Origin of the sequence: Enterococcus sp. DIV0210g (assembly GCF_050559705.1) — a bacterium.
GTDB lineage: Bacteria > Bacillota > Bacilli > Lactobacillales > Enterococcaceae > Enterococcus_B > Enterococcus_B faecalis_A.
The window spans coordinates 61,478-79,920 of the sequence record NZ_CP187903.1; the positions used below are offsets into that span (position 1 = coordinate 61,478).

The window sequence follows — 18,443 nt, forward strand, 5'->3', positions numbered from 1 at the left end:
TTTGAGGGGAGGATAAATCCAAATGGCAGAACAAATCACATCAGCTAAAGCAACTGCAAAAACAGTTCGCACTTCACCTCGTAAAGCACGTTTAGTAATCGATCTTATCAGAGGCAAAAGTGTTGCGGATGCAATTTCAATCTTGAAATTCACGCCAAACAAATCTGCTGGAATCATCGAAAAAGTTTTGATGTCCGCAGTTGCGAATGCAGAAAACAATTTTGACTTAGATGTTGAAAACTTAGTAGTATCTGAAGCTTTTGTAAATGAAGGACCAACAATGAAACGTTTCCGTCCACGTGCAAAAGGATCAGCTTCTCCAATCAACAAACGTACAAGTCATATCACAGTAGTCGTATCAGAAAAATAAGGAGGGATAATCAGTGGGTCAAAAAGTACATCCAATTGGAATGCGTGTAGGCATCATCCGTGACTGGGATGCTAAATGGTATGCTGAAAAAGAGTATGCTGAATTCTTACACGAAGATTTAAGAATTCGTAAATTTATCGCAACTAAACTTGCTGATGCTGCTGTATCAACAATTGAAATCGAACGCGCTGCAAATCGTGTAAACATTTCAATTCACACAGCTAAACCAGGTATGGTTATCGGTAAAGGCGGTTCTGAAGTCGAAAACTTAAGAAAAGAACTGAATAAACTTACTGGTAAAAGAATCCACATCAACATCGTGGAAATCAAAAAACCAGATTTAGATGCAAAATTAGTGGGCGAAGGAATTGCACGTCAATTAGAAAACCGTGTTGCTTTCCGTCGTGCACAAAAACAAGCCATCCAACGCACAATGCGTTCAGGCGCTCAAGGAATCAAAACTCAAGTATCTGGTCGTTTGAATGGTGCGGATATCGCTCGTTCAGAAGGATACTCTGAAGGAACTGTTCCTCTTCATACATTACGTGCGGACATTGATTACGCATGGGAAGAAGCAGATACAACATACGGAAAACTAGGAGTTAAAGTGTGGATCTATCGTGGAGAAATTCTTCCAACTAAAAAGAACACTGAGAAAGGAGGGAAATAATCATGTTAGTACCTAAACGTGTAAAACACCGTCGTGAATTCCGCGGAAAAATGCGTGGGGAAGCTAAAGGCGGCAAAGAAGTAGCATTCGGAGAATACGGTTTGCAAGCTGTTGATTCACACTGGATCACTAACCGCCAAATCGAAGCTGCTCGTATCGCAATGACTCGTTACATGAAACGTGGTGGGAAAGTATGGATTAAAATTTTCCCTCACAAATCTTATACTGCCAAAGCTATTGGGGTACGTATGGGTTCTGGTAAAGGGGCACCAGAAGGATGGGTTGCACCAGTAAAACGTGGAAAAATCATGTTTGAAATCGCAGGCGTGTCTGAAGAAGTTGCTCGTGAAGCGTTACGTCTAGCTTCTCACAAATTACCAATGAAAACTAAGATCGTAAAACGTGAGGAAATGGGTGGTGAATCGAATGAAGGTTAAAGAAATCAGAGAATTAACCACTGCCGAAATGCTTGATCAAGAAAAACAATTGAAAGAAGAATTGTTTAATCTTAGATTCCAATTAGCAACAGGTCAATTAGAAAACACTGCACGTATTAAAGAAGTACGTAAATCGATTGCACGCATCAAAACTGTATTGCGTGAACAAGCTAAGTAATAGTGGAAGGAGGCCATTAATCGTATGACTGAAGAAAGAAATCAACGCAAGGTTTACCAAGGTCGCGTGGTTTCAGACAAAATGGATAAAACCATTACGGTCGTTGTTGAAACAAAAAGAAACCATCCTATCTACGGCAAACGCATGAACTATTCTAAGAAATACAAAGCACACGATGAAAACAACACAGCAAAAGTTGGCGATATCGTGAGAATCATGGAAACTCGTCCATTATCAGCTACAAAACGTTTCCGTTTACTAGAAGTAGTCGAAGAAGCAGTTGTTATCTAATAACACGAGATTTTCCTATATAGATTGAATGCAAAATCTGAAAGGAGGATACACAACGTGATCCAAGCAGAAAGTCGTTTAAAAGTCGCTGATAACTCAGGCGCACGTGAAATCTTAACGATCAAAGTCCTTGGCGGATCTGGTCGTAAAACTGCTAACATTGGTGACGTTATCGTTGCTACGGTAAAACAAGCAACGCCAGGTGGGGTTGTCAAAAAAGGTGACGTCGTTAAAGCCGTTATCGTTCGTACAAAATCAGGAGCTCGTCGTACAGACGGTTCATACATTAAATTTGATGAAAATGCTGCAGTGATTATTCGTGATGATAAGAGTCCTCGTGGAACACGTATCTTCGGTCCAGTTGCACGTGAATTGCGTGAAAACAACTTCATGAAGATCGTTTCACTAGCACCAGAAGTTTTATAATCTTGAGTCACTTATCAAAGGAGGTGCGAAACAGTAATGTTTGTTAAAAAAGGCGATAAAGTTAAAGTTATCACTGGTAAAGACAAAAACAAAGAAGGCGTTGTATTAGCAGCGTTCCCTAAAACAAATAAAGTTCTTGTCGAAGGACTGAACATCGTTAAAAAACACCAAAAACCGTCTCAAACTGCTCCTCAAGGTGGAATCGTTGAGGTGGAAGCACCAATTCATGTTTCTAACGTAATGGTGATTGATCCTACTGGTGTAGCTGGACGTGTAGGTTACAAAGTCGTTGACGGCAAGAAAGTCCGTTTTTCTAAAAAAACCGGCGAAGTTTTAGATAAATAATAAGTTTAAGGAAGGAGGGTCTTACTGAATGAACCGCCTAAAAGAAAAATATCTTAAAGAAGTAACTCCATCATTGATGGAAAAATTTGACTATAGCTCTGTTATGCAAACACCTAAAGTTGAAAAAATCGTCATCAACATGGGTGTTGGTGATGCGGTATCAAACGCTAAAAACTTGGACAAAGCAGTTGAAGAATTAACTTTGATCACAGGTCAAAAACCAATGATCACAAAAGCTAAAAAATCAATCGCTGGATTCCGTTTACGTGAAGGAATGCCAATCGGCGCGAAAGTTACATTGCGCGGCGAAAGAATGTATGAATTCTTAGACAAATTGGTAAGTGTTTCTCTACCACGTGTTCGTGACTTCCATGGTGTAAGTAAAAAAGCCTTTGACGGTCGTGGAAACTACACTTTAGGTATTAAAGAACAATTGATCTTCCCAGAAGTTGATTATGATTTAGTAGATAAAGTACGCGGTATGGACATCGTTATTGTTACAACAGCAAACACTGATGAAGAATCACGTGAGTTGTTGACACAATTAGGCATGCCATTCCAAAAATAATTAAAGGAGGCGAACTACGTGGCTAAAAAATCAATGATTGCTAAAAATAAACGCCCTGCAAAATTCTCAACACAAGCATACACACGCTGCGAACGTTGCGGACGTCCACATTCAGTTTATCGTAAATTTCAACTTTGCCGTATTTGCTTCCGCGAACTTGCCTATAAAGGACAAATTCCCGGCGTGAAGAAAGCTAGCTGGTAAAAAAGTAAATTCGCATAAAGGAGGTAAAAGCTCAATGGTCATGACAGATCCAATTGCAGATTTTCTAACTCGTATCCGTAATGCCAATATGGTAAAACATGAGACTTTAGAAGTACCTGCATCAAAAATCAAACGCGATATCGCTGAAATCTTGAAACGTGAAGGTTTTGTTCGCGATGTTGAATATATTGAAGATGACAAACAAGGCGTTATCCGTGTTTTCCTTAAATATGGTAAAAACGGCGAACGTGTTATCACTAACTTAAAACGTATCTCTAAACCAGGTTTGCGTGCATATGTCAAAGCTGACGAAGTGCCAAAAGTATTGAACGGTTTAGGTATCGCAATCATTTCGACTTCTGACGGTGTTATCACTGATAAAGAAGCACGTGAAAAAAACGTTGGTGGCGAAGTAGTCGCTTACGTTTGGTAATCTATTAGAAATATAAGGAGGTGTCTTTAAGTGAGCCGTATTGGAAATAAAATCGTTGTTCTTCCAGAAGGAGTATCTATTACTCAAGATGGAAACAACATTACAGTTAAAGGGCCTAAAGGTGAATTGACTCGTGAGTTCTCTTCTGATATCAAAATGAATATCGAAGGAAACGAAGTAACATTCACTCGTCCAAATGACAGTAAAGAAATGAAAACTATCCATGGAACAACTCGTGCAAACTTCAATAACATGGTTGTTGGTGTCAGCGAAGGTTTCCAAAAAGCACTAGAATTGATCGGGGTTGGGTACCGTGCGCAATTACAAGGAACAAAACTTGTATTGAACGTTGGTTACTCACATCCAGTAGAAATCACACCGCCAGCTGGTGTAACTGTTGAAGTTCCTGCAAACACACAAGTGATTGTTAAAGGCGCAAACAAAGAAGCTGTGGGTGAATTAGCTGCGAATATTCGTGGAGTTCGTCCTCCAGAACCTTATAAAGGCAAAGGTATTCGTTATGTTGGCGAATATGTACGCCGTAAAGAAGGTAAAACTGGTAAATAATAAGAGATGCATTTGGAAAAACGATAGAAGCAGGCAGCAAGAAAAAAGATTCTTATTGAAGATCATCTTTAATAACAATTGTTTATCTCATGTCCAGGCTTCTCTTTTCCGCAACTCGTTCGCTGCTTGAAATAGTAGTACAATAAAATTAAAGAGGTGACAATTGTGATTACAAAACCAGATAAGAACAAAACACGTCAGAAAAGACATCGTCGTGTACGTAACACTATCTCTGGTACTGCTGAGCGCCCACGCTTGAACGTTTTCCGTTCGAATAAAAACATCTACGCGCAAGTAATTGATGACGTAGCGGGTGTGACGCTAGCAAGTGCCTCTACCTTGGATAAAGAAATTTCAGGTGGAACAAAAACCGAAACAGCTCAAGCTGTCGGCAAATTAGTTGCTGAACGCGCAGTTGAAAAAGGTATTAAAGTAGTAGTCTTTGACCGTGGCGGATATCTTTACCACGGACGCGTGCAAGCTTTAGCTGAAGCAGCTCGTGAAAACGGACTAGAATTTTAAGAGAAGGAGGAACACCATTCATGGTTTATATCGATCCAAAACATTTGGAATTAGAAGACCGCGTTGTTGCGATCAACCGTGTAACAAAAGTTGTTAAAGGTGGACGTCGTCTACGTTTTGCTGCTTTAGTTGTTGTCGGTGACAAAAACGGACACGTTGGTTTCGGTACTGGTAAAGCACAAGAAGTACCAGAAGCAATCCGTAAAGCAATCGAAGACGCGAAGAAAAACTTGGTTGAAGTGCCAATGGTTGGTTCAACAATCCCTCACGAAGTAATTGGTGTTTTCAGTGGTGGAAGAATCCTAATGAAACCTGCTGTTGAAGGTTCTGGGGTTGCTGCTGGCGGACCAGTTCGTGCCGTATTGGAATTAGCTGGTGTGGCAGATATCACATCTAAATCATTAGGCTCAAATACACCAATCAACGTTGTTCGCGCAACTGTTGAAGGTTTGAAACAATTGAAACGTGCTGAAGAAGTTGCAGAACTTCGCGGCAAATCAGTTGAAGAATTAATCGGATAAGGAGGACAACAATAATGGCTGAATTAAAAATTACTTTAAAACGCAGTGTTATCGGACGTCCTCAAAACCAACGCGATACAGTTAAAGCGTTAGGTCTTAAAAAAATGAACAGCACAGTTATCAAGCCTGCAAATGATGCAATCAAAGGCATGGTCAACACTGTTTCTCACCTAGTGGACGTTGAAGAAATCTAAAAAAGCTAAATCTAGATTTTATTAAGGAGGTGCCAAACCTATGAAACTTCATGAATTACAACCTGCTGAAGGTTCACGCCAAGTACGTAACCGTGTTGGTCGTGGTACTTCATCTGGTAACGGAAAAACTGCCGGACGTGGTCAAAAAGGACAAAAAGCTCGTTCAGGCGGTGGTGTGCGTTTAGGATTTGAAGGTGGACAAACACCTTTGTTCCGTCGTTTACCAAAACGCGGATTTACTAACGTTAACCGTAAAGAATATGCAGTAGTTAATTTAGACGTATTGAATCGTTTTGAAGACGGAACAGAAGTAACTCCTGTTGTGTTGATCGAAGCTGGAATCGTGAAAAACGAAAAAGCTGGAATCAAAGTCTTAGCAAACGGTGAATTGACTAAAAAATTAACTGTTAAAGCAGCTAAATTCTCGAAAGCAGCCCAAGAAGCTATTGAAGCTGCTGGTGGATCAATCGAGGTGATTTAATGTTTAAACTATTAAAAGATGCTTTTAAAGTCAAAGACATTAGATCCAAAATCCTTTTTACTGTTTTTGTGTTATTAGTGTTTCGTCTTGGTGCCCACATTACGGTGCCAGGCGTAAACGCCAGCACATTGCAAAACCTTACTTCTTTGCCATTTTTCAACATGTTGAATCTGGTCAGCGGTAGTGCAATGCAAAACTTCTCCATTTTCTCAATGGGGGTTTCGCCTTACATCACTGCTTCAATCGTTATTCAATTGCTGCAAATGGACATTGTTCCTAAATTCGTAGAATGGTCGAAACAAGGGGAAGTAGGACGTAAGAAATTAAACCAAGCAACCCGCTATTTGACATTAGTTTTAGCTTTTGTCCAATCAGTTGGGATCACTGCTGGATTTAACCAATACGCTCAATTAGGTTTTGTAACTAACCCAAATGTAACTACATATGTAACAATCGGTTTGATTTTGACCGCTGGAACGATGTTTGTTACTTGGCTTGGTGAACAAATCACAGAAAAAGGAATCGGTAACGGTGTATCAATGATCATTTTTGCTGGGATCATCTCACGATTACCTGAAAGTATCAAAGAACTTTACGAAGATTACTTTGTAAATATCGATCCTTCAGACATTTGGAAATCTGCACTTTTTGTGTTAGGTTTACTGATCGCAGTATTGGTTATTATTACATTCGTCACATTTTTCCAACAAGCTGAACGTAAGATTCCAATCCAATACACGAAGCGCGTAGCAGGAGCACCAACAAGCAGTTATCTGCCGTTGAAAGTCAATGCTGCTGGGGTTATCCCAGTTATCTTTGCCAGCTCATTCATTGCTACACCAAATGCTGTTTTACAAGCATTGAGCGGAAGATTTGGTGCGGAAAGCTGGTATAAAGTGATGATGGAGATCTTTAACTATAATACGGTGCCTGGTGCAACGATTTATACGGTATTGATCGTCGCATTTACTTTCTTCTATGCTTTTGTTCAAGTAAACCCTGAGAAATTAGCGGAAAACTTGCAAAAACAAGGAAGCTATATACCAAGTGTGCGTCCTGGTAAAGGAACTGAAGAGTATGTTTCAAGTCTATTGATGCGATTAAGTACAGTTGGTGCGATTTTCTTAGGATTAGTCGCATTACTTCCAATCATTGCTCAAATGTTGTGGAATCTTCCACAATCAATCGGCCTTGGCGGAACAAGTTTGCTGATCGTTATCGGTGTAGCGCTAGAAACAGCGAAACAGTTAGAAGGCTTAATGCTGAAACGCAAATACGTAGGCTTTATTGATTAAACGTAAGAAAGTGAGGCTGGGACAATAAGTCGATTCAGCAACTCCTAGCGAGTGTATCACTTTTGTCACAACCTCCCGTTCTCACATCTTATTAGGAGGGAAAAAAATGAACCTCATTTTAATGGGGCTCCCAGGTGCGGGAAAAGGAACCCAAGCAGAAAAAATCATTGACGCTTACGGTATTCCTCACATCTCAACAGGAGACATGTTTCGTGCAGCAATGCAAAACCAAACAGCTCTTGGCTTGGAAGCAAAGTCTTATATCGATAAAGGTGAGTTAGTTCCCGACGAAGTAACGAACGGGATCGTCAAAGAGCGCCTAGCAGAATCTGATACGGAGAAAGGTTTCTTATTAGACGGCTTTCCTCGTACATTAGAACAAGCAGAAGCTCTGGATCAAATGCTTAAAGAATTAAATAAAACAATTGATGCTGTCATCGATATCCATGTTGGAGAAGAAGTATTGGTTGAGCGTTTAGCTGGCCGATTCATCTGCAAAAACTGCGGGGCAACATACCACAAGATCTTCAACCCAACAAAAGTTGAAGAAACATGTGATCGCTGTGGCGGACATGAATTCTATCAAAGAGAAGATGATAAACCTGAGACGGTTCGTAATCGTTTAGCTATCAATATCAAAAACAGTGAACCAATCTTAGCTTATTATCAAGAAAAAGGTTTATTGCATACTATCGATGGTGATCGTGAAATCGATGCTGTATTTACTGATGTACAAAAGATCATTGAAAAATAGCATGATTGCCCGTAACCGACTTGCATAATGCAGTGACACTTGTCAAGTTCGATAAACTATGATAGAATATGACAGTCCGACTTCTGGAGAATCTCTCTAGATTATCCATTTTTCAGAATTTTGAGGTGGGAACTGCAGTTTCCGCCATTTTATCGTGTGAAAATGCGAAACAAGTACAAGGAGGTACTGTGCGTGGCAAAAGAAGATATGATTGAAGTCGAAGGTACAGTCGTCGAAACTTTGCCGAATGCAATGTTTAAAGTTGAATTAGAAAACGGACACCAAGTTCTTGCCACTGTTTCCGGTAAAATTCGTATGTATTATATCCGTATCTTACCTGGCGACAAAGTAACGGTTGAGTTATCTCCGTATGATTTGAGCCGTGGCCGTATCACTTATCGCTTTAAATAATTGTACTCCGTCAAACTACAGGAGGTATTATCATGAAAGTAAGACCATCAGTAAAACCAATGTGTGAACATTGTAAAGTAATTCGTCGTAAAGGACGCGTTATGGTGATTTGTTCTGCAAATCCAAAACATAAACAACGTCAAGGATAATTGGAGGTGTAACAAATATGGCTCGTATTGCAGGAGTAGATATTCCTCGTGATAAACGTGTAGTAGTTTCACTTACTTATATCTATGGTATTGGTAACACTACTGCTAAAAAAATCTTGGCTGACGCTGGTGTTTCAGAAGATGTTCGTGTACGTGACTTAACAAACGAACAAACTGATGCTATCCGTGCGGAAGTTGATAAATTAAAAGTTGAAGGTGACCTTCGTCGTGAAGTGAACTTGAACATCAAACGTTTGATGGAAATCGGTTCATACCGTGGAATCCGTCATCGTCGTGGATTACCAGTTCGTGGACAAAACACGAAAAATAATGCACGTACTCGTAAAGGCCCAGCTCGCGCTATCGCTGGCAAGAAAAAATAATTCTTAAGTGAAGGAGGTTAAAACTTCATGGCAGCAAAAAAAGTGAATCGTAAACGCCGTGTGAAAAAGAATATAGAAGCAGGGATTGCACATATCCATTCTACATTCAACAACACTATCATCATGATCACTGATACTCACGGAAATGCATTAGCGTGGTCATCAGCTGGTTCGTTAGGTTTTAAAGGAAGCAAAAAATCAACTCCTTTTGCCGCTCAAATGGCAGCAGAAACTGCTACTAAAGCAGCAATGGAACACGGACTAAAAACTGTCGAAGTAACAGTTAAAGGACCTGGTTCTGGACGTGAAGCAGCAATTCGTTCATTACAATCAACAGGTTTAGAAGTGACTGCAATTCGTGACGTGACTCCAGTTCCTCATAATGGTGCCCGCCCTCCAAAACGCCGTCGTGTTTAATGAGTGCCGCTCATTTTGAGTTCTACTAGAAACGTCATTGAACAAGACACTTTTCGTTTTGAAAGGGGTAAAGATAAGAATGATTGAGTTCGAAAAACCAAGAATCGCAAAAATTGATGAAGAAAAAGATTATGGCAAGTTCATCGTTGAACCTCTTGAAAGAGGGTATGGGACTACTTTAGGAAATTCCCTACGTCGTATTTTGTTATCTTCTTTGCCAGGTGCTGCCATCACTAATATTCAAATCGATGGTGTACTGCATGAATTCTCTACTGTTAAAGGTGTTAGAGAAGACGTCACTCAAATCATCTTGAACATTAAAGGCTTAGCGCTAAAAATGTATGGCCAAGAAGAAAAAACCCTTGAAATCGATATTACCGGACCTGCTACAGTAACTGCTGGCGATATTATCGTTGATAGTGATGTAGAGATTCTTAATAAAGATATGTACATCTGCAGTGTCTCAGATGGAGCTACGTTCCACGCTCGCTTAACAGTGAAACCTGGTCGTGGTTATGTTCAAGCAGATGAAAACAAAAAAGAAGATATGCCAATCGGTGTACTTCCTGTCGATTCTATCTACACACCCGTTCGTCGTGTAAACTACCAAGTAGAAAATACACGTGTCGGACACCGTGAAGATTTTGACAAATTAACGATGGAGATTTGGACAGATGGTTCAATCGAACCGCTTGAAGCAATGAGTCTATCTGCAAAAATCATGACTGAACATTTAGATATTTTTGTGAATCTGACAGATGAAGCGAAAAATGCTGAAATCATGGTAGAAAAAGAAGAAACACAAAAAGAAAAAATGCTGGAAATGACAATTGAAGAATTAGATTTATCTGTTCGCTCTTACAATTGTTTGAAACGTGCAGGAATCAATACTGTACAAGAACTTACGAATAAATCTGAACCAGAAATGATCAAAGTCCGCAACTTGGGACGTAAATCATTAGAAGAAGTGAAAGCAAAACTTCACGATTTAGGTTTAGGTTTGCGTAAAGAAGATTAAAACCTTTTACGAAGGAGGGAAACCAACGTGAGTTATCGTAAACTAGGACGCACATCTAGCCAACGTAAAGCGATGTTGCGTGATTTAACAACTGATTTATTAATCAACGAACGTATCGTAACAACTGAAGCACGTGCGAAAGAAGTTCGCTCAACTGCTGAAAAAATGATCACTCTAGGCAAACGCGGAGATTTGCATGCTCGTCGTCAAGCAGCAGCTTTTGTACGTAACGAAGTAGCAAGTGTTCGTGAAGAAAACGAAGAGATCATCATTGAATCAGCTTTGCAAAAGTTATTTAACGATATTGCACCACGTTACACAGAACGTCAAGGTGGATACACTCGTATCTTGAAAACAGAACCAAGACGCGGTGACGGTGCACCAATGGTAATCTTAGAACTTGTCTAAAATCACACTAATAACATCACTTTATAGATGATTCTTTTAGAGTGTTATGATGTTGGAAGCTTGCTTCCGAGTCTAGCTCAGCGCTGCTCCCCAGTTTTTAAACTGGGGAGTAAGCACTCATCATAAAGTGTTTTTTTATACCTTCAAAAAGATGTCAAGACACTCTTTGAAGATATAAAAAAGTACTTTGACAAAGTGAAGAAATAATTGAAAAGTTTATTTTTTTTTGTTAGTGTTAGAAAGAACTTTAAGATGAAAAGGAGCAGTCATGGAGCCGATTATTGAATTAAAGAATATTAATTATAAATACCAGCCTGATGATCTTCGTCCTGCGTTGAACGATGTTTCCTTTACGATTGGCCGCGGCGAATGGATCGCGATAATTGGACATAATGGTTCTGGAAAATCTACTTTAGCAAAAACGATCAATGGTCTGATTTTACCAGAATCTGGTTCAGTAAAAATCGGCGCGCTTGATTTGAAAGAAGACACGATCTGGACAATCAGAAAAATGGTTGGAATGGTCTTTCAAAACCCAGACAATCAGTTTGTGGGTTCAACAGTTGAAGACGATGTAGCTTTTGGACTTGAAAACCAAGGAATCCCTCGTGAAGAAATGCTTGTGCGCGTAAAAGATGCTTTGGAGAAAGTTCGGATGTCTGAATTTTCAACACGTGAACCTGCACGTTTATCAGGCGGACAAAAACAAAGAGTCGCAATTGCCGGTGTTGTTGCTTTGCGTCCAGATATCATCATTTTGGATGAAGCAACCAGCATGTTAGATCCTGAAGGGCGCGCAGAAGTGATTGCGACGATCCAACAAATCAAAGAAGAAAGTAATTTGACTGTTATCTCGATCACGCACGATATTGACGAAGCAGCCAATGCAAACCGTATCCTGGTGATGAAACAAGGCGAACTTGTGGAAGAGGGAACACCAAAAGAAATCTTTTCTGCTGGTCCTAAACTCATTGAACTTGGGTTAGACCTTCCTTTCCCAGAAAAACTAAAAAGCGCATTGAAACAGCGCGGCATCGCCGTTCCCGACGAGTATATGACAGAAGAAAGGATGGTGGACTGGTTATGGACATCTATTTTGAAAAAGTAGACTATACGTATCAACCCAATACACCATTCGAGCAACGTGCTTTATTCGACATTAATTTATCGATCAAAGAAGGAAGCTATACAGCATTAGTTGGTCACACAGGAAGCGGAAAATCGACGTTGCTTCAGCATTTGAATGCTTTGGTCAAACCAACAGCTGGTACTGTAACAATCGGTGATCGAGTAATTACATCAGAAACAGACAACAAAAACTTGAAACCCATCCGCAAAAAAGTCGGTATCGTTTTCCAATTCCCAGAAGCACAGCTGTTTGAAGAAACAGTAGCAAAAGATATCGCTTTTGGACCGAAAAATTTCGGCGTCAGCGAAGAAGAAGCAAGAGAATTGGCAAAAGAAACCCTTCTTCAAGTTGGTTTGGATGAAAGCTATCTTGAACGCTCACCATTCGAGCTCTCTGGGGGACAGATGAGACGTGTGGCTATTGCTGGGGTATTGGCGATGAAACCGGAAGTCTTGGTCTTAGACGAGCCTACAGCGGGATTAGATCCCCAAGGCAGAAAAGAAATGATGGAAATGTTTTGGGCGCTTCATCAACAAAAAAACATGACGATCGTTCTAGTAACCCACTTGATGGACGATGTAGCAAATTATGCGGACTACGTTTATGTACTAGAAAAAGGCAAGATTGCTAAAAGCGGGAGTCCAAAAGATGTTTTCCAAAGCTTAGAATGGCTGAAAGAAAAACAACTAGGGGTACCTGCAGCAGCAGAATTCGCAGAACAATTGATCCAAAAAGGCATGGCTATTCCTGAACTGCCTCTGACAGTTGACGAATTAGCGGATAAAATCTTGTCATTATCTGGAGGTCATGCAGATGATGAATAAATTGATTTTCGGCCGCTATATGCCAGGGGATTCAGTCGTTCATCGTATGGACCCTCGTGCAAAGCTGCTTGCTAGTTTTTATTTTATCGGAATTATCTTTTTAGCTAACAATTGGCAAACCTATGCTCTTTTAGGCGTCTTGACTTTAGGAGCAGTTTTCTTGTCTAAAGTTGATATAAAATTTTTCATTCGCGGCATTCGACCATTGATTTGGCTGATCTTGTTTACAGTAGCACTTCAAGTGTTGTTTACACAGGGCGGCGAAACGTACTGGAGCTGGGGAATCTTTAACATCACAGAATTCGGTGTATTAAATGGGATCTTTATTTTCTGCCGATTCGTCTTGATTATTTTTATGTCTACACTTTTGACATTGACGACTCCTCCATTAGAATTATCTGATGCCATCGAATATCTTTTGCGCCCATTAGCTGTTTTCCGTTTCCCAGTCCATGAAATCTCATTGATGCTTTCTATCGCATTGCGTTTCGTTCCAACATTGATGGATGAAACAGAGAAGATCATGAATGCGCAGCGGGCAAGAGGGGTGGATTTTGGTGAAGGAAGTCTGATCCAAAAAATGAAAGCAGTGATTCCATTGCTGATCCCATTATTTGTCAGCAGCTTCAATCGTGCAGAAGATCTTGCTACTGCTATGGAAGCAAGAGGCTATCAAGGCGGAGATGGAAGAACAAAATATCGGGTCTTGCATTGGCATATGAGAGACACAATGGTTCTAGTAGTGTTTGCTGTGCTGACTGGATTATTGATCTTTTTAAGAAGTTGATAAGGCATCATGCTTTAATCAAACATATCAAAGCTATGTAAACAAAAGGCGTAGTTGAATCGGTTTCCCAATCTTTGCTGGCGAAGCAGGTTCATCTATAGCCTTTTTTATTCGGTATAAAAAGGAAAGAGGAAGAAAATGACACGTTACAAAGCAATCATTGCTTATGATGGTACACAATTCAACGGATTTCAAAAACAGCCAAATGGCAGAACAGTCCAAGAAGAGCTTGAAAAAACATTGATGAAAATGGCAAATGGCAAGCCAATCACTGTTTTTGGATCAGGACGAACAGATGCGGGGGTTCATGCAGAAGGACAAGTGATCCATTTCGATTATCCGGAAGAGCGACCGTTGGAAAGAATGCGGTTTGCTTTAGACACGCAATCTCCTGAAGATATTGCAGTGAAACAAGTAGAAATCGTACCAGAAACTTTTCATGCTCGGTATATGGTAAAAGAAAAAACTTATCGCTTCCGTGTTGATATCGGCAAACCAAGAAGTCCTTTCCGCCGACATTACGCAAGCTATTTTCCTTATCCCTTAGATTTAGCAAAAATCGAGCGCGCATTACCAGACTTGTTAGGGGAGCATGACTTTACCTCTTTTTGTGCGTCTGGCAGTTCGATCGAAGACAAGGTACGGACGATTTACGAAGCAAAAATGGAAGTAAATGAAGCAGGAGATGAGTTGGTATTTACCTTTAGAGGAAATGGATTTCTGTACAAAATGATCCGAATCCTAGTAGGGACATTGCTCAAAATCGGCAATGGCCGTTTGCCAGAAGACAGTATTCCTAAAATCATTGCCGCAAAAGACCGTAATCTAGCAGGTCCTACAGCGCACCCAGAAGGTTTATATCTTTATAAAGTAAGTTATGAGGCTGATTTAGAAGAGCAATAAACTTTCTATTTTACAGTATTTTTCAAAACGTTCTCGAATCTTCGGGGACGTTTTTTATTTTTTAAGAAAAACTAGAAACAGAAAATGATTTTTTTTAAGCTACAATATAAGGCAATAAACGGAAAGGAGAACAGGAAAATGGTCGAAACACAAAAAGCAGAAAAGAATCCAGCATTGATTCTTGCATTAAAGGACTTAAAAATGCTGCATGAAAAAAGTGAAAAAAATCTTCTTACAGGTGGCGAAATTATTAGGATAAAAGATGATTACAAGTCAATCAATGAATTTATCAATGAAATAGAAAAGAAGCACAGAGAATTAACTCATGACGGCATCAGCGATAGTAAAACACTGAAAGATTTAAACATCACTCTCCAGATTATAGATCAGTATGTTGTCCCAAATAGACGTTCAAATGAAGCTCAAGTTAAGCCTTTACCTATTGTTTCCAATTCTCTTAAAGTATTAAAAGACAGGAAAAAAGAATTAAATACGTATTTGAAAAAAAACAAAAAAAATAGACATGAAGTTACATTTGCTAAAAGCGTACATGAGTTGATTGAAATTCGAAAGGAAATAAAAATAAAAGAAGAATCAAGAAATGAGGTCAAGCAAACGATAGGAATTGAGCCTGAAAAATTCTATAGAAAATATAATCTAAGTTTATTAGAAAAACAGGAAAAAAAACATTTACAAGAAAAAATCAAGAATAATTCTCGTGAACTTATGAATAAAGATACTATTTCTCTAGCAGAAATAAACGCCTTTCATAATGATTTATGTAGTTATATTGACAAGTCTAAGTTAAACTCTCAGAAAAGTTTTTATGATATGCGTACTAGCAAAACAGCAGCAAAAAATGGAATCCATGTTATTAATGTTGATCGGAAGAAAGAGATTGATACGTTATCTGCGGATCTAGCATACTTAACAGATAAAGAATTACAAAAAAGAAAAGCAAAATTGAATAGTTTTCTGAAAAACAATTCAAATGACGTAAAAAATAGCGACTTTAATAATACACTAAATGAAATAGCTGTTTACAAAGAAGAATTTGAAATCCGAAAGTGTTTAGCACAACTAGATAAAATTGCAGGAACCGATGTGAAAAAAATCTATAGTAAAAGCAATGCTGTCTCTGGTACAGGAGTCAATAATTACCGTTCAAAATGGAATGAACTACGAGACAAATTCCGTGCGGCAGATTCCCCGCATACATTAAAACACAGCAACATAACAAAAGAAGAGAATGTTGAACAGAGAACATTAACAGTTGATTCGAATCGGGAATCAGATCCTAATTATGAAGCTGTAGTATCACGAAAAGCCCCATCAATACCTGCTATCCCGCAGTCAAATGCCAGTATGTCTAATGATGTTATTGATTCGCCTTACATCCCGGTGCCACCGCCTCTGCCAGGCGAGAAATCTAGTATGTCAAAAAGTGTACCAGAATATATAGAAAGAAGAACCCCTGTTATTGAATCAGACTATGCAGAAGTATCAAAAGTTGTCAGTGAAAAACAACATACAGAAAAAACAGAAACCATTAAGGCAGAACCTATATATGCAGAAATAAATGTGGCTAACAAGAAAGAGAATCGAATACACGCAGCAAAAAACCAAGCTGTTCTGAGAAATACAAACTTGGAAACTGTAAATACAGGATTCAATATGGATGAGCTGAGGAACGTATTAGTCGCAAGACGACTAAAAATGCAAGCGGAAGAAAACAAACACGACCAGTTGATACAAACCCCTGAAACCAGAGAGTACATTTCTTGCAAAAAAAAATCAGGTCTTGCTTGCAAATTACGACAAAGTTCCTAAAAGAGCAGTATCCATTACAAATATGAATAAAGAAACACAACAATCAATAGACACAGCAAAGAAACAAGCAGAGAGAAAATCAAAAAAACAAAAAACACTGCGAGAAAATAAAAAATATAAAACTATTAGAATGGAAAAAGAAATCTGGGTATAGTGAAAGTGAACGTAAAACATTTAAAAAACTAATTAAAGCTAATCAACGAACGTTTTCAAACTACTGAGAACGTTCTTTTCTATTTTTAGAAAAAGGTGAAAAGAGAACAGAAAAAAAGGCGAGTTTTTTCCTTTATACTGTAGCTAAATAGATAGGAGGGGATTGGATGGATAAATTTTTACTAGAAAGAACGAAAAAAAATATAGAAATGCTGAAAAATAAATATGCGGTTGCATACACAACAAAAGATAACATTACCGATATTATGGCTATGTATGATAACAGCGTCAATGAAATGAAGAAGGATATCATCATCAATGGTACTGCTAATAAATGGATAGATGGAGTAGCAACTGCAGAAGCAAAGATACGTATCTATAAAGCCAATGAAAGCAGAGTATATGGGTATCCAATCGATAAGATAGACGAGTTATTGAAAATTCCTGAAATTAAGAATAAAAATCGAGAATTTTTTTCCGCTTTAAAAGCGGAAAAGGCTATAAAAAATTATTTTGAAAATTCAGGAATCAGTTTTGATGAATTTGAGGAAAAATTTTCCAAGATAAACAAAATGTTTGCCGAGAGGGAATATTATGCAGCAGAACAAAAACAAATGGATAATTTAAAAGAACCTGCAAAATTTGACCCTAAAAAAGAAATTCGCGAGATGTACAAACAACTAAATAAAAAAGATGAACTAACGGAAAAGATGAAAGAACTGAAAAAAGAACAGATAAAAAGTGAACTAGTTAAATACTTCACTGAACAAACAAAAAAACAGCAGAGTTTTTATGATGTATCAGGTAGCAAGACTTTCACAAAATTGGGTATAACCAATATGGTTGATATTTTTAAGGAAAATCCTAAAAAAATAGCAGTAAATTTGGAAAACATAAAAACGTCAGTATTGGAAGATACGAAAAAGTTAATAAAAAGTGAATTAAAGCAAGGACTAAAAAAAGAGAGAAGATCAAATGAAAATTCACAACAAAGTCGATTTATATCAAGTGTAGAACCAAGAAAAAGAAATAAATTAAAAGAATTAACATTTCTGAATGAGGAACTAAGAGTGCGTGAAGAACTAAAAAAAGCAGAAAAACATTTTGGTATCAAGTTGAGTAAAATTTTTGGAGAAGAGACAGCACAGGTAAAAAAAGAGTTCCACAATCTTTTACGCCCAGAAGACTCACTAGTAACAGCCGTCAAAATAGTACAACAAACTTTTTCAAGTACTTACAACCGTAATCCAGAAAAAACAAACGTTGTTCAGCAGAGTTTATCATCACAAATCGAAACTGCGTCTATCAATAGTAAAAAAAGTAACCCAGAAAAGACGGTTGTGAACCCAGAACCAGAAAAGAAACTGCAAGCCACCGTCACTAAAAAGGTTATTCAAAGACAAGATGGTTTGGCAGAAATGGATAAAAACGCAACCCGCATGAAAGGCAACGCCCAAGCATTCTCAGAAACAGTTAAACAGCTTCCGAAATCGCAAGCTTCAACTCCCAAGAAAAAAAGCAAAGGTATAAACTTTCCACGATTCCCACAATCAAATTGGAACAAATGGATGAACGGACTGCCTGTATTCCGAAATTTCATTAAACCAATGGCACAAACAACCAAAGTGCAGGAACAAAACCAAGAAGCTGCACTTCCACGTGGTTTTAATCAAACAAGGACATCTAGTATACAACGTTCGAATAGCCAAAATGCAAACTTTCAAAAAAGGCAGCCGGCAACTGTCAGCAGAGACAGACATTAAAAACCCAGCACA

At 38.7% G+C, this 18,443-nt stretch carries 30 protein-coding genes; all 30 read left to right on the forward strand.

Annotated elements, in window-relative coordinates:
* The first annotated feature begins 22 nt into the window (after positions 1-22).
* The 30 genes from rplV (at position 23) to IGI64_RS00460 (ending at position 18,431) form a co-directional block, all read left to right on the forward strand.
* Complete coding sequence (gene rplV, locus IGI64_RS00315; RefSeq protein WP_002288657.1) at positions 23-370, forward strand: 50S ribosomal protein L22; 348 nt, start codon at positions 23-25, stop codon at positions 368-370.
* A gap of 13 nt (positions 371-383) precedes the next feature.
* Complete coding sequence (gene rpsC / locus IGI64_RS00320; RefSeq protein ID WP_016623861.1) at positions 384-1,040, forward strand: 30S ribosomal protein S3; 657 nt, start codon at positions 384-386, stop codon at positions 1,038-1,040.
* A gap of 2 nt (positions 1,041-1,042) precedes the next feature.
* Positions 1,043-1,477: a 50S ribosomal protein L16 gene (gene rplP / locus IGI64_RS00325; RefSeq protein WP_010720445.1), complete on the forward strand. Its 435-nt coding sequence runs from the start codon at positions 1,043-1,045 to the stop codon at positions 1,475-1,477.
* On the forward strand, positions 1,467-1,655 hold the full coding sequence (gene rpmC / locus IGI64_RS00330) for a 50S ribosomal protein L29 (protein ID WP_002288664.1): 189 nt from the start codon (positions 1,467-1,469) through the stop codon (positions 1,653-1,655). The genes rplP and rpmC overlap by 11 nt, the downstream gene beginning before the upstream one ends.
* A gap of 24 nt (positions 1,656-1,679) precedes the next feature.
* Entirely contained in the window at positions 1,680-1,946 is a 267-nt protein-coding gene (rpsQ, locus tag IGI64_RS00335) for a 30S ribosomal protein S17 (RefSeq protein ID WP_016623860.1), read from the forward strand.
* Positions 1,947-2,003: 57 nt separating this feature from the next.
* On the forward strand, positions 2,004-2,372 hold the full coding sequence (gene rplN, locus IGI64_RS00340; RefSeq protein WP_002288669.1) for a 50S ribosomal protein L14: 369 nt from the start codon (positions 2,004-2,006) through the stop codon (positions 2,370-2,372).
* 36 nt (positions 2,373-2,408) lie between these two features.
* Positions 2,409-2,717 (forward strand): 50S ribosomal protein L24, encoded by a 309-nt coding sequence (gene rplX, locus IGI64_RS00345; RefSeq protein ID WP_016623859.1) that lies wholly within the window; start codon positions 2,409-2,411, stop codon positions 2,715-2,717.
* A 28-nt stretch (positions 2,718-2,745) separates the two neighbouring features.
* Entirely contained in the window at positions 2,746-3,285 is a 540-nt protein-coding gene (rplE, locus tag IGI64_RS00350; protein ID WP_010734460.1) for a 50S ribosomal protein L5, read from the forward strand.
* Between the two features lie 18 nt (positions 3,286-3,303).
* Entirely contained in the window at positions 3,304-3,489 is a 186-nt protein-coding gene (locus IGI64_RS00355; RefSeq protein WP_016623858.1) for a type Z 30S ribosomal protein S14, read from the forward strand.
* A 34-nt stretch (positions 3,490-3,523) separates the two neighbouring features.
* Positions 3,524-3,922 carry a 30S ribosomal protein S8 gene (gene rpsH / locus IGI64_RS00360; protein ID WP_016623857.1) on the forward strand — a complete coding sequence of 133 codons (399 nt, stop codon included), beginning with the start codon at positions 3,524-3,526 and terminating at the stop codon, positions 3,920-3,922.
* A 30-nt stretch (positions 3,923-3,952) separates the two neighbouring features.
* Positions 3,953-4,489: a 50S ribosomal protein L6 gene (gene rplF / locus IGI64_RS00365; protein WP_016623856.1), complete on the forward strand. Its 537-nt coding sequence runs from the start codon at positions 3,953-3,955 to the stop codon at positions 4,487-4,489.
* A gap of 165 nt (positions 4,490-4,654) precedes the next feature.
* Positions 4,655-5,011, forward strand: coding sequence for a 50S ribosomal protein L18 (rplR, locus tag IGI64_RS00370; RefSeq protein WP_034861781.1), 357 nt, complete (start codon positions 4,655-4,657; stop codon positions 5,009-5,011).
* Between the two features lie 20 nt (positions 5,012-5,031).
* On the forward strand, positions 5,032-5,532 hold the full coding sequence (rpsE, locus tag IGI64_RS00375; protein WP_016623854.1) for a 30S ribosomal protein S5: 501 nt from the start codon (positions 5,032-5,034) through the stop codon (positions 5,530-5,532).
* Positions 5,533-5,546: 14 nt separating this feature from the next.
* Positions 5,547-5,726, forward strand: coding sequence for a 50S ribosomal protein L30 (gene rpmD / locus IGI64_RS00380; RefSeq protein WP_016623853.1), 180 nt, complete (start codon positions 5,547-5,549; stop codon positions 5,724-5,726).
* A 40-nt stretch (positions 5,727-5,766) separates the two neighbouring features.
* The gene (rplO, locus tag IGI64_RS00385; protein WP_016623852.1) at positions 5,767-6,207 is read left to right on the forward strand and encodes a 50S ribosomal protein L15; all 441 of its coding nucleotides are present in this window, start codon (positions 5,767-5,769) and stop codon (positions 6,205-6,207) included.
* Positions 6,207-7,502 carry a preprotein translocase subunit SecY gene (gene secY, locus IGI64_RS00390; protein ID WP_016623851.1) on the forward strand — a complete coding sequence of 432 codons (1,296 nt, stop codon included), beginning with the start codon at positions 6,207-6,209 and terminating at the stop codon, positions 7,500-7,502. The genes rplO and secY overlap by 1 nt, the downstream gene beginning before the upstream one ends.
* 106 nt (positions 7,503-7,608) lie before the next feature.
* Complete coding sequence (locus IGI64_RS00395; protein ID WP_016623850.1) at positions 7,609-8,256, forward strand: adenylate kinase; 648 nt, start codon at positions 7,609-7,611, stop codon at positions 8,254-8,256.
* Between the two features lie 192 nt (positions 8,257-8,448).
* Complete coding sequence (gene infA, locus IGI64_RS00400; protein WP_034861776.1) at positions 8,449-8,667, forward strand: translation initiation factor IF-1; 219 nt, start codon at positions 8,449-8,451, stop codon at positions 8,665-8,667.
* A gap of 32 nt (positions 8,668-8,699) precedes the next feature.
* Entirely contained in the window at positions 8,700-8,816 is a 117-nt protein-coding gene (gene rpmJ, locus IGI64_RS00405) for a 50S ribosomal protein L36 (protein ID WP_034861773.1), read from the forward strand.
* Positions 8,817-8,833: 17 nt separating this feature from the next.
* Positions 8,834-9,199 (forward strand): 30S ribosomal protein S13, encoded by a 366-nt coding sequence (gene rpsM / locus IGI64_RS00410; RefSeq protein WP_016623848.1) that lies wholly within the window; start codon positions 8,834-8,836, stop codon positions 9,197-9,199.
* 27 nt (positions 9,200-9,226) lie between these two features.
* Entirely contained in the window at positions 9,227-9,616 is a 390-nt protein-coding gene (gene rpsK / locus IGI64_RS00415) for a 30S ribosomal protein S11 (protein ID WP_016623847.1), read from the forward strand.
* 79 nt (positions 9,617-9,695) lie between these two features.
* Positions 9,696-10,634: a DNA-directed RNA polymerase subunit alpha gene (locus tag IGI64_RS00420; RefSeq protein ID WP_016623846.1), complete on the forward strand. Its 939-nt coding sequence runs from the start codon at positions 9,696-9,698 to the stop codon at positions 10,632-10,634.
* 27 nt (positions 10,635-10,661) lie between these two features.
* A complete protein-coding gene (gene rplQ, locus IGI64_RS00425) occupies positions 10,662-11,042 on the forward strand; it encodes a 50S ribosomal protein L17 (protein ID WP_429939122.1) in 381 nt (126 codons plus the stop codon).
* A gap of 268 nt (positions 11,043-11,310) precedes the next feature.
* Entirely contained in the window at positions 11,311-12,150 is an 840-nt protein-coding gene (locus IGI64_RS00430) for an energy-coupling factor ABC transporter ATP-binding protein (protein ID WP_429939123.1), read from the forward strand.
* Positions 12,126-12,995 carry an energy-coupling factor ABC transporter ATP-binding protein gene (locus IGI64_RS00435; protein ID WP_429939124.1) on the forward strand — a complete coding sequence of 290 codons (870 nt, stop codon included), beginning with the start codon at positions 12,126-12,128 and terminating at the stop codon, positions 12,993-12,995. The genes IGI64_RS00430 and IGI64_RS00435 overlap by 25 nt, the downstream gene beginning before the upstream one ends.
* Positions 12,985-13,782, forward strand: a complete 798-nt coding sequence (locus tag IGI64_RS00440; RefSeq protein WP_034861767.1) for an energy-coupling factor transporter transmembrane component T — start codon at positions 12,985-12,987, stop codon at positions 13,780-13,782. The genes IGI64_RS00435 and IGI64_RS00440 overlap by 11 nt, the downstream gene beginning before the upstream one ends.
* Positions 13,783-13,920: 138 nt before the next feature.
* The gene (gene truA / locus IGI64_RS00445) at positions 13,921-14,685 is read left to right on the forward strand and encodes a tRNA pseudouridine(38-40) synthase TruA (protein WP_429939125.1); all 765 of its coding nucleotides are present in this window, start codon (positions 13,921-13,923) and stop codon (positions 14,683-14,685) included.
* A 138-nt stretch (positions 14,686-14,823) separates the two neighbouring features.
* Positions 14,824-16,515, forward strand: a complete 1,692-nt coding sequence (locus tag IGI64_RS00450) for a hypothetical protein (protein WP_429939126.1) — start codon at positions 14,824-14,826, stop codon at positions 16,513-16,515.
* A gap of 22 nt (positions 16,516-16,537) precedes the next feature.
* Positions 16,538-16,669 (forward strand): hypothetical protein, encoded by a 132-nt coding sequence (locus IGI64_RS00455; RefSeq protein ID WP_429939127.1) that lies wholly within the window; start codon positions 16,538-16,540, stop codon positions 16,667-16,669.
* Positions 16,670-16,835: 166 nt separating this feature from the next.
* Entirely contained in the window at positions 16,836-18,431 is a 1,596-nt protein-coding gene (locus IGI64_RS00460) for a hypothetical protein (RefSeq protein WP_429939128.1), read from the forward strand.
* Positions 18,432-18,443: the final 12 nt, after the last annotated feature.

Bases quoted from the DNA above. Each gene is read 5' to 3' on its own strand.
- rplV (WP_002288657.1), top strand. From the start codon at position 23: ATGGCAGAACAAATCACATCAGCTAAAGCAACTGCAAAAACAGTTCGC.
- rplP (WP_010720445.1), top strand. From the start codon at position 1,043: ATGTTAGTACCTAAACGTGTAAAACACCGTCGTGAATTCCGCGGAAAA.
- rpmC (WP_002288664.1), top strand. From the start codon at position 1,467: ATGAAGGTTAAAGAAATCAGAGAATTAACCACTGCCGAAATGCTTGAT.
- rpsQ (WP_016623860.1), top strand. From the start codon at position 1,680: ATGACTGAAGAAAGAAATCAACGCAAGGTTTACCAAGGTCGCGTGGTT.
- rplX (WP_016623859.1), top strand. From the start codon at position 2,409: ATGTTTGTTAAAAAAGGCGATAAAGTTAAAGTTATCACTGGTAAAGAC.
- rplE (WP_010734460.1), top strand. From the start codon at position 2,746: ATGAACCGCCTAAAAGAAAAATATCTTAAAGAAGTAACTCCATCATTG.
- rpsH (WP_016623857.1), top strand. From the start codon at position 3,524: ATGGTCATGACAGATCCAATTGCAGATTTTCTAACTCGTATCCGTAAT.
- rpsE (WP_016623854.1), top strand. From the start codon at position 5,032: ATGGTTTATATCGATCCAAAACATTTGGAATTAGAAGACCGCGTTGTT.
- rpmD (WP_016623853.1), top strand. From the start codon at position 5,547: ATGGCTGAATTAAAAATTACTTTAAAACGCAGTGTTATCGGACGTCCT.
- rplO (WP_016623852.1), top strand. From the start codon at position 5,767: ATGAAACTTCATGAATTACAACCTGCTGAAGGTTCACGCCAAGTACGT.
- secY (WP_016623851.1), top strand. From the start codon at position 6,207: ATGTTTAAACTATTAAAAGATGCTTTTAAAGTCAAAGACATTAGATCC.
- IGI64_RS00395 (WP_016623850.1), top strand. From the start codon at position 7,609: ATGAACCTCATTTTAATGGGGCTCCCAGGTGCGGGAAAAGGAACCCAA.
- rpmJ (WP_034861773.1), top strand. From the start codon at position 8,700: ATGAAAGTAAGACCATCAGTAAAACCAATGTGTGAACATTGTAAAGTA.
- rpsM (WP_016623848.1), top strand. From the start codon at position 8,834: ATGGCTCGTATTGCAGGAGTAGATATTCCTCGTGATAAACGTGTAGTA.
- rpsK (WP_016623847.1), top strand. From the start codon at position 9,227: ATGGCAGCAAAAAAAGTGAATCGTAAACGCCGTGTGAAAAAGAATATA.
- IGI64_RS00420 (WP_016623846.1), top strand. From the start codon at position 9,696: ATGATTGAGTTCGAAAAACCAAGAATCGCAAAAATTGATGAAGAAAAA.
- IGI64_RS00430 (WP_429939123.1), top strand. From the start codon at position 11,311: ATGGAGCCGATTATTGAATTAAAGAATATTAATTATAAATACCAGCCT.
- IGI64_RS00435 (WP_429939124.1), top strand. From the start codon at position 12,126: ATGGACATCTATTTTGAAAAAGTAGACTATACGTATCAACCCAATACA.
- IGI64_RS00440 (WP_034861767.1), top strand. From the start codon at position 12,985: ATGATGAATAAATTGATTTTCGGCCGCTATATGCCAGGGGATTCAGTC.
- truA (WP_429939125.1), top strand. From the start codon at position 13,921: ATGACACGTTACAAAGCAATCATTGCTTATGATGGTACACAATTCAAC.
- IGI64_RS00450 (WP_429939126.1), top strand. From the start codon at position 14,824: ATGGTCGAAACACAAAAAGCAGAAAAGAATCCAGCATTGATTCTTGCA.
- IGI64_RS00455 (WP_429939127.1), top strand. From the start codon at position 16,538: ATGAATAAAGAAACACAACAATCAATAGACACAGCAAAGAAACAAGCA.
- IGI64_RS00460 (WP_429939128.1), top strand. From the start codon at position 16,836: ATGGATAAATTTTTACTAGAAAGAACGAAAAAAAATATAGAAATGCTG.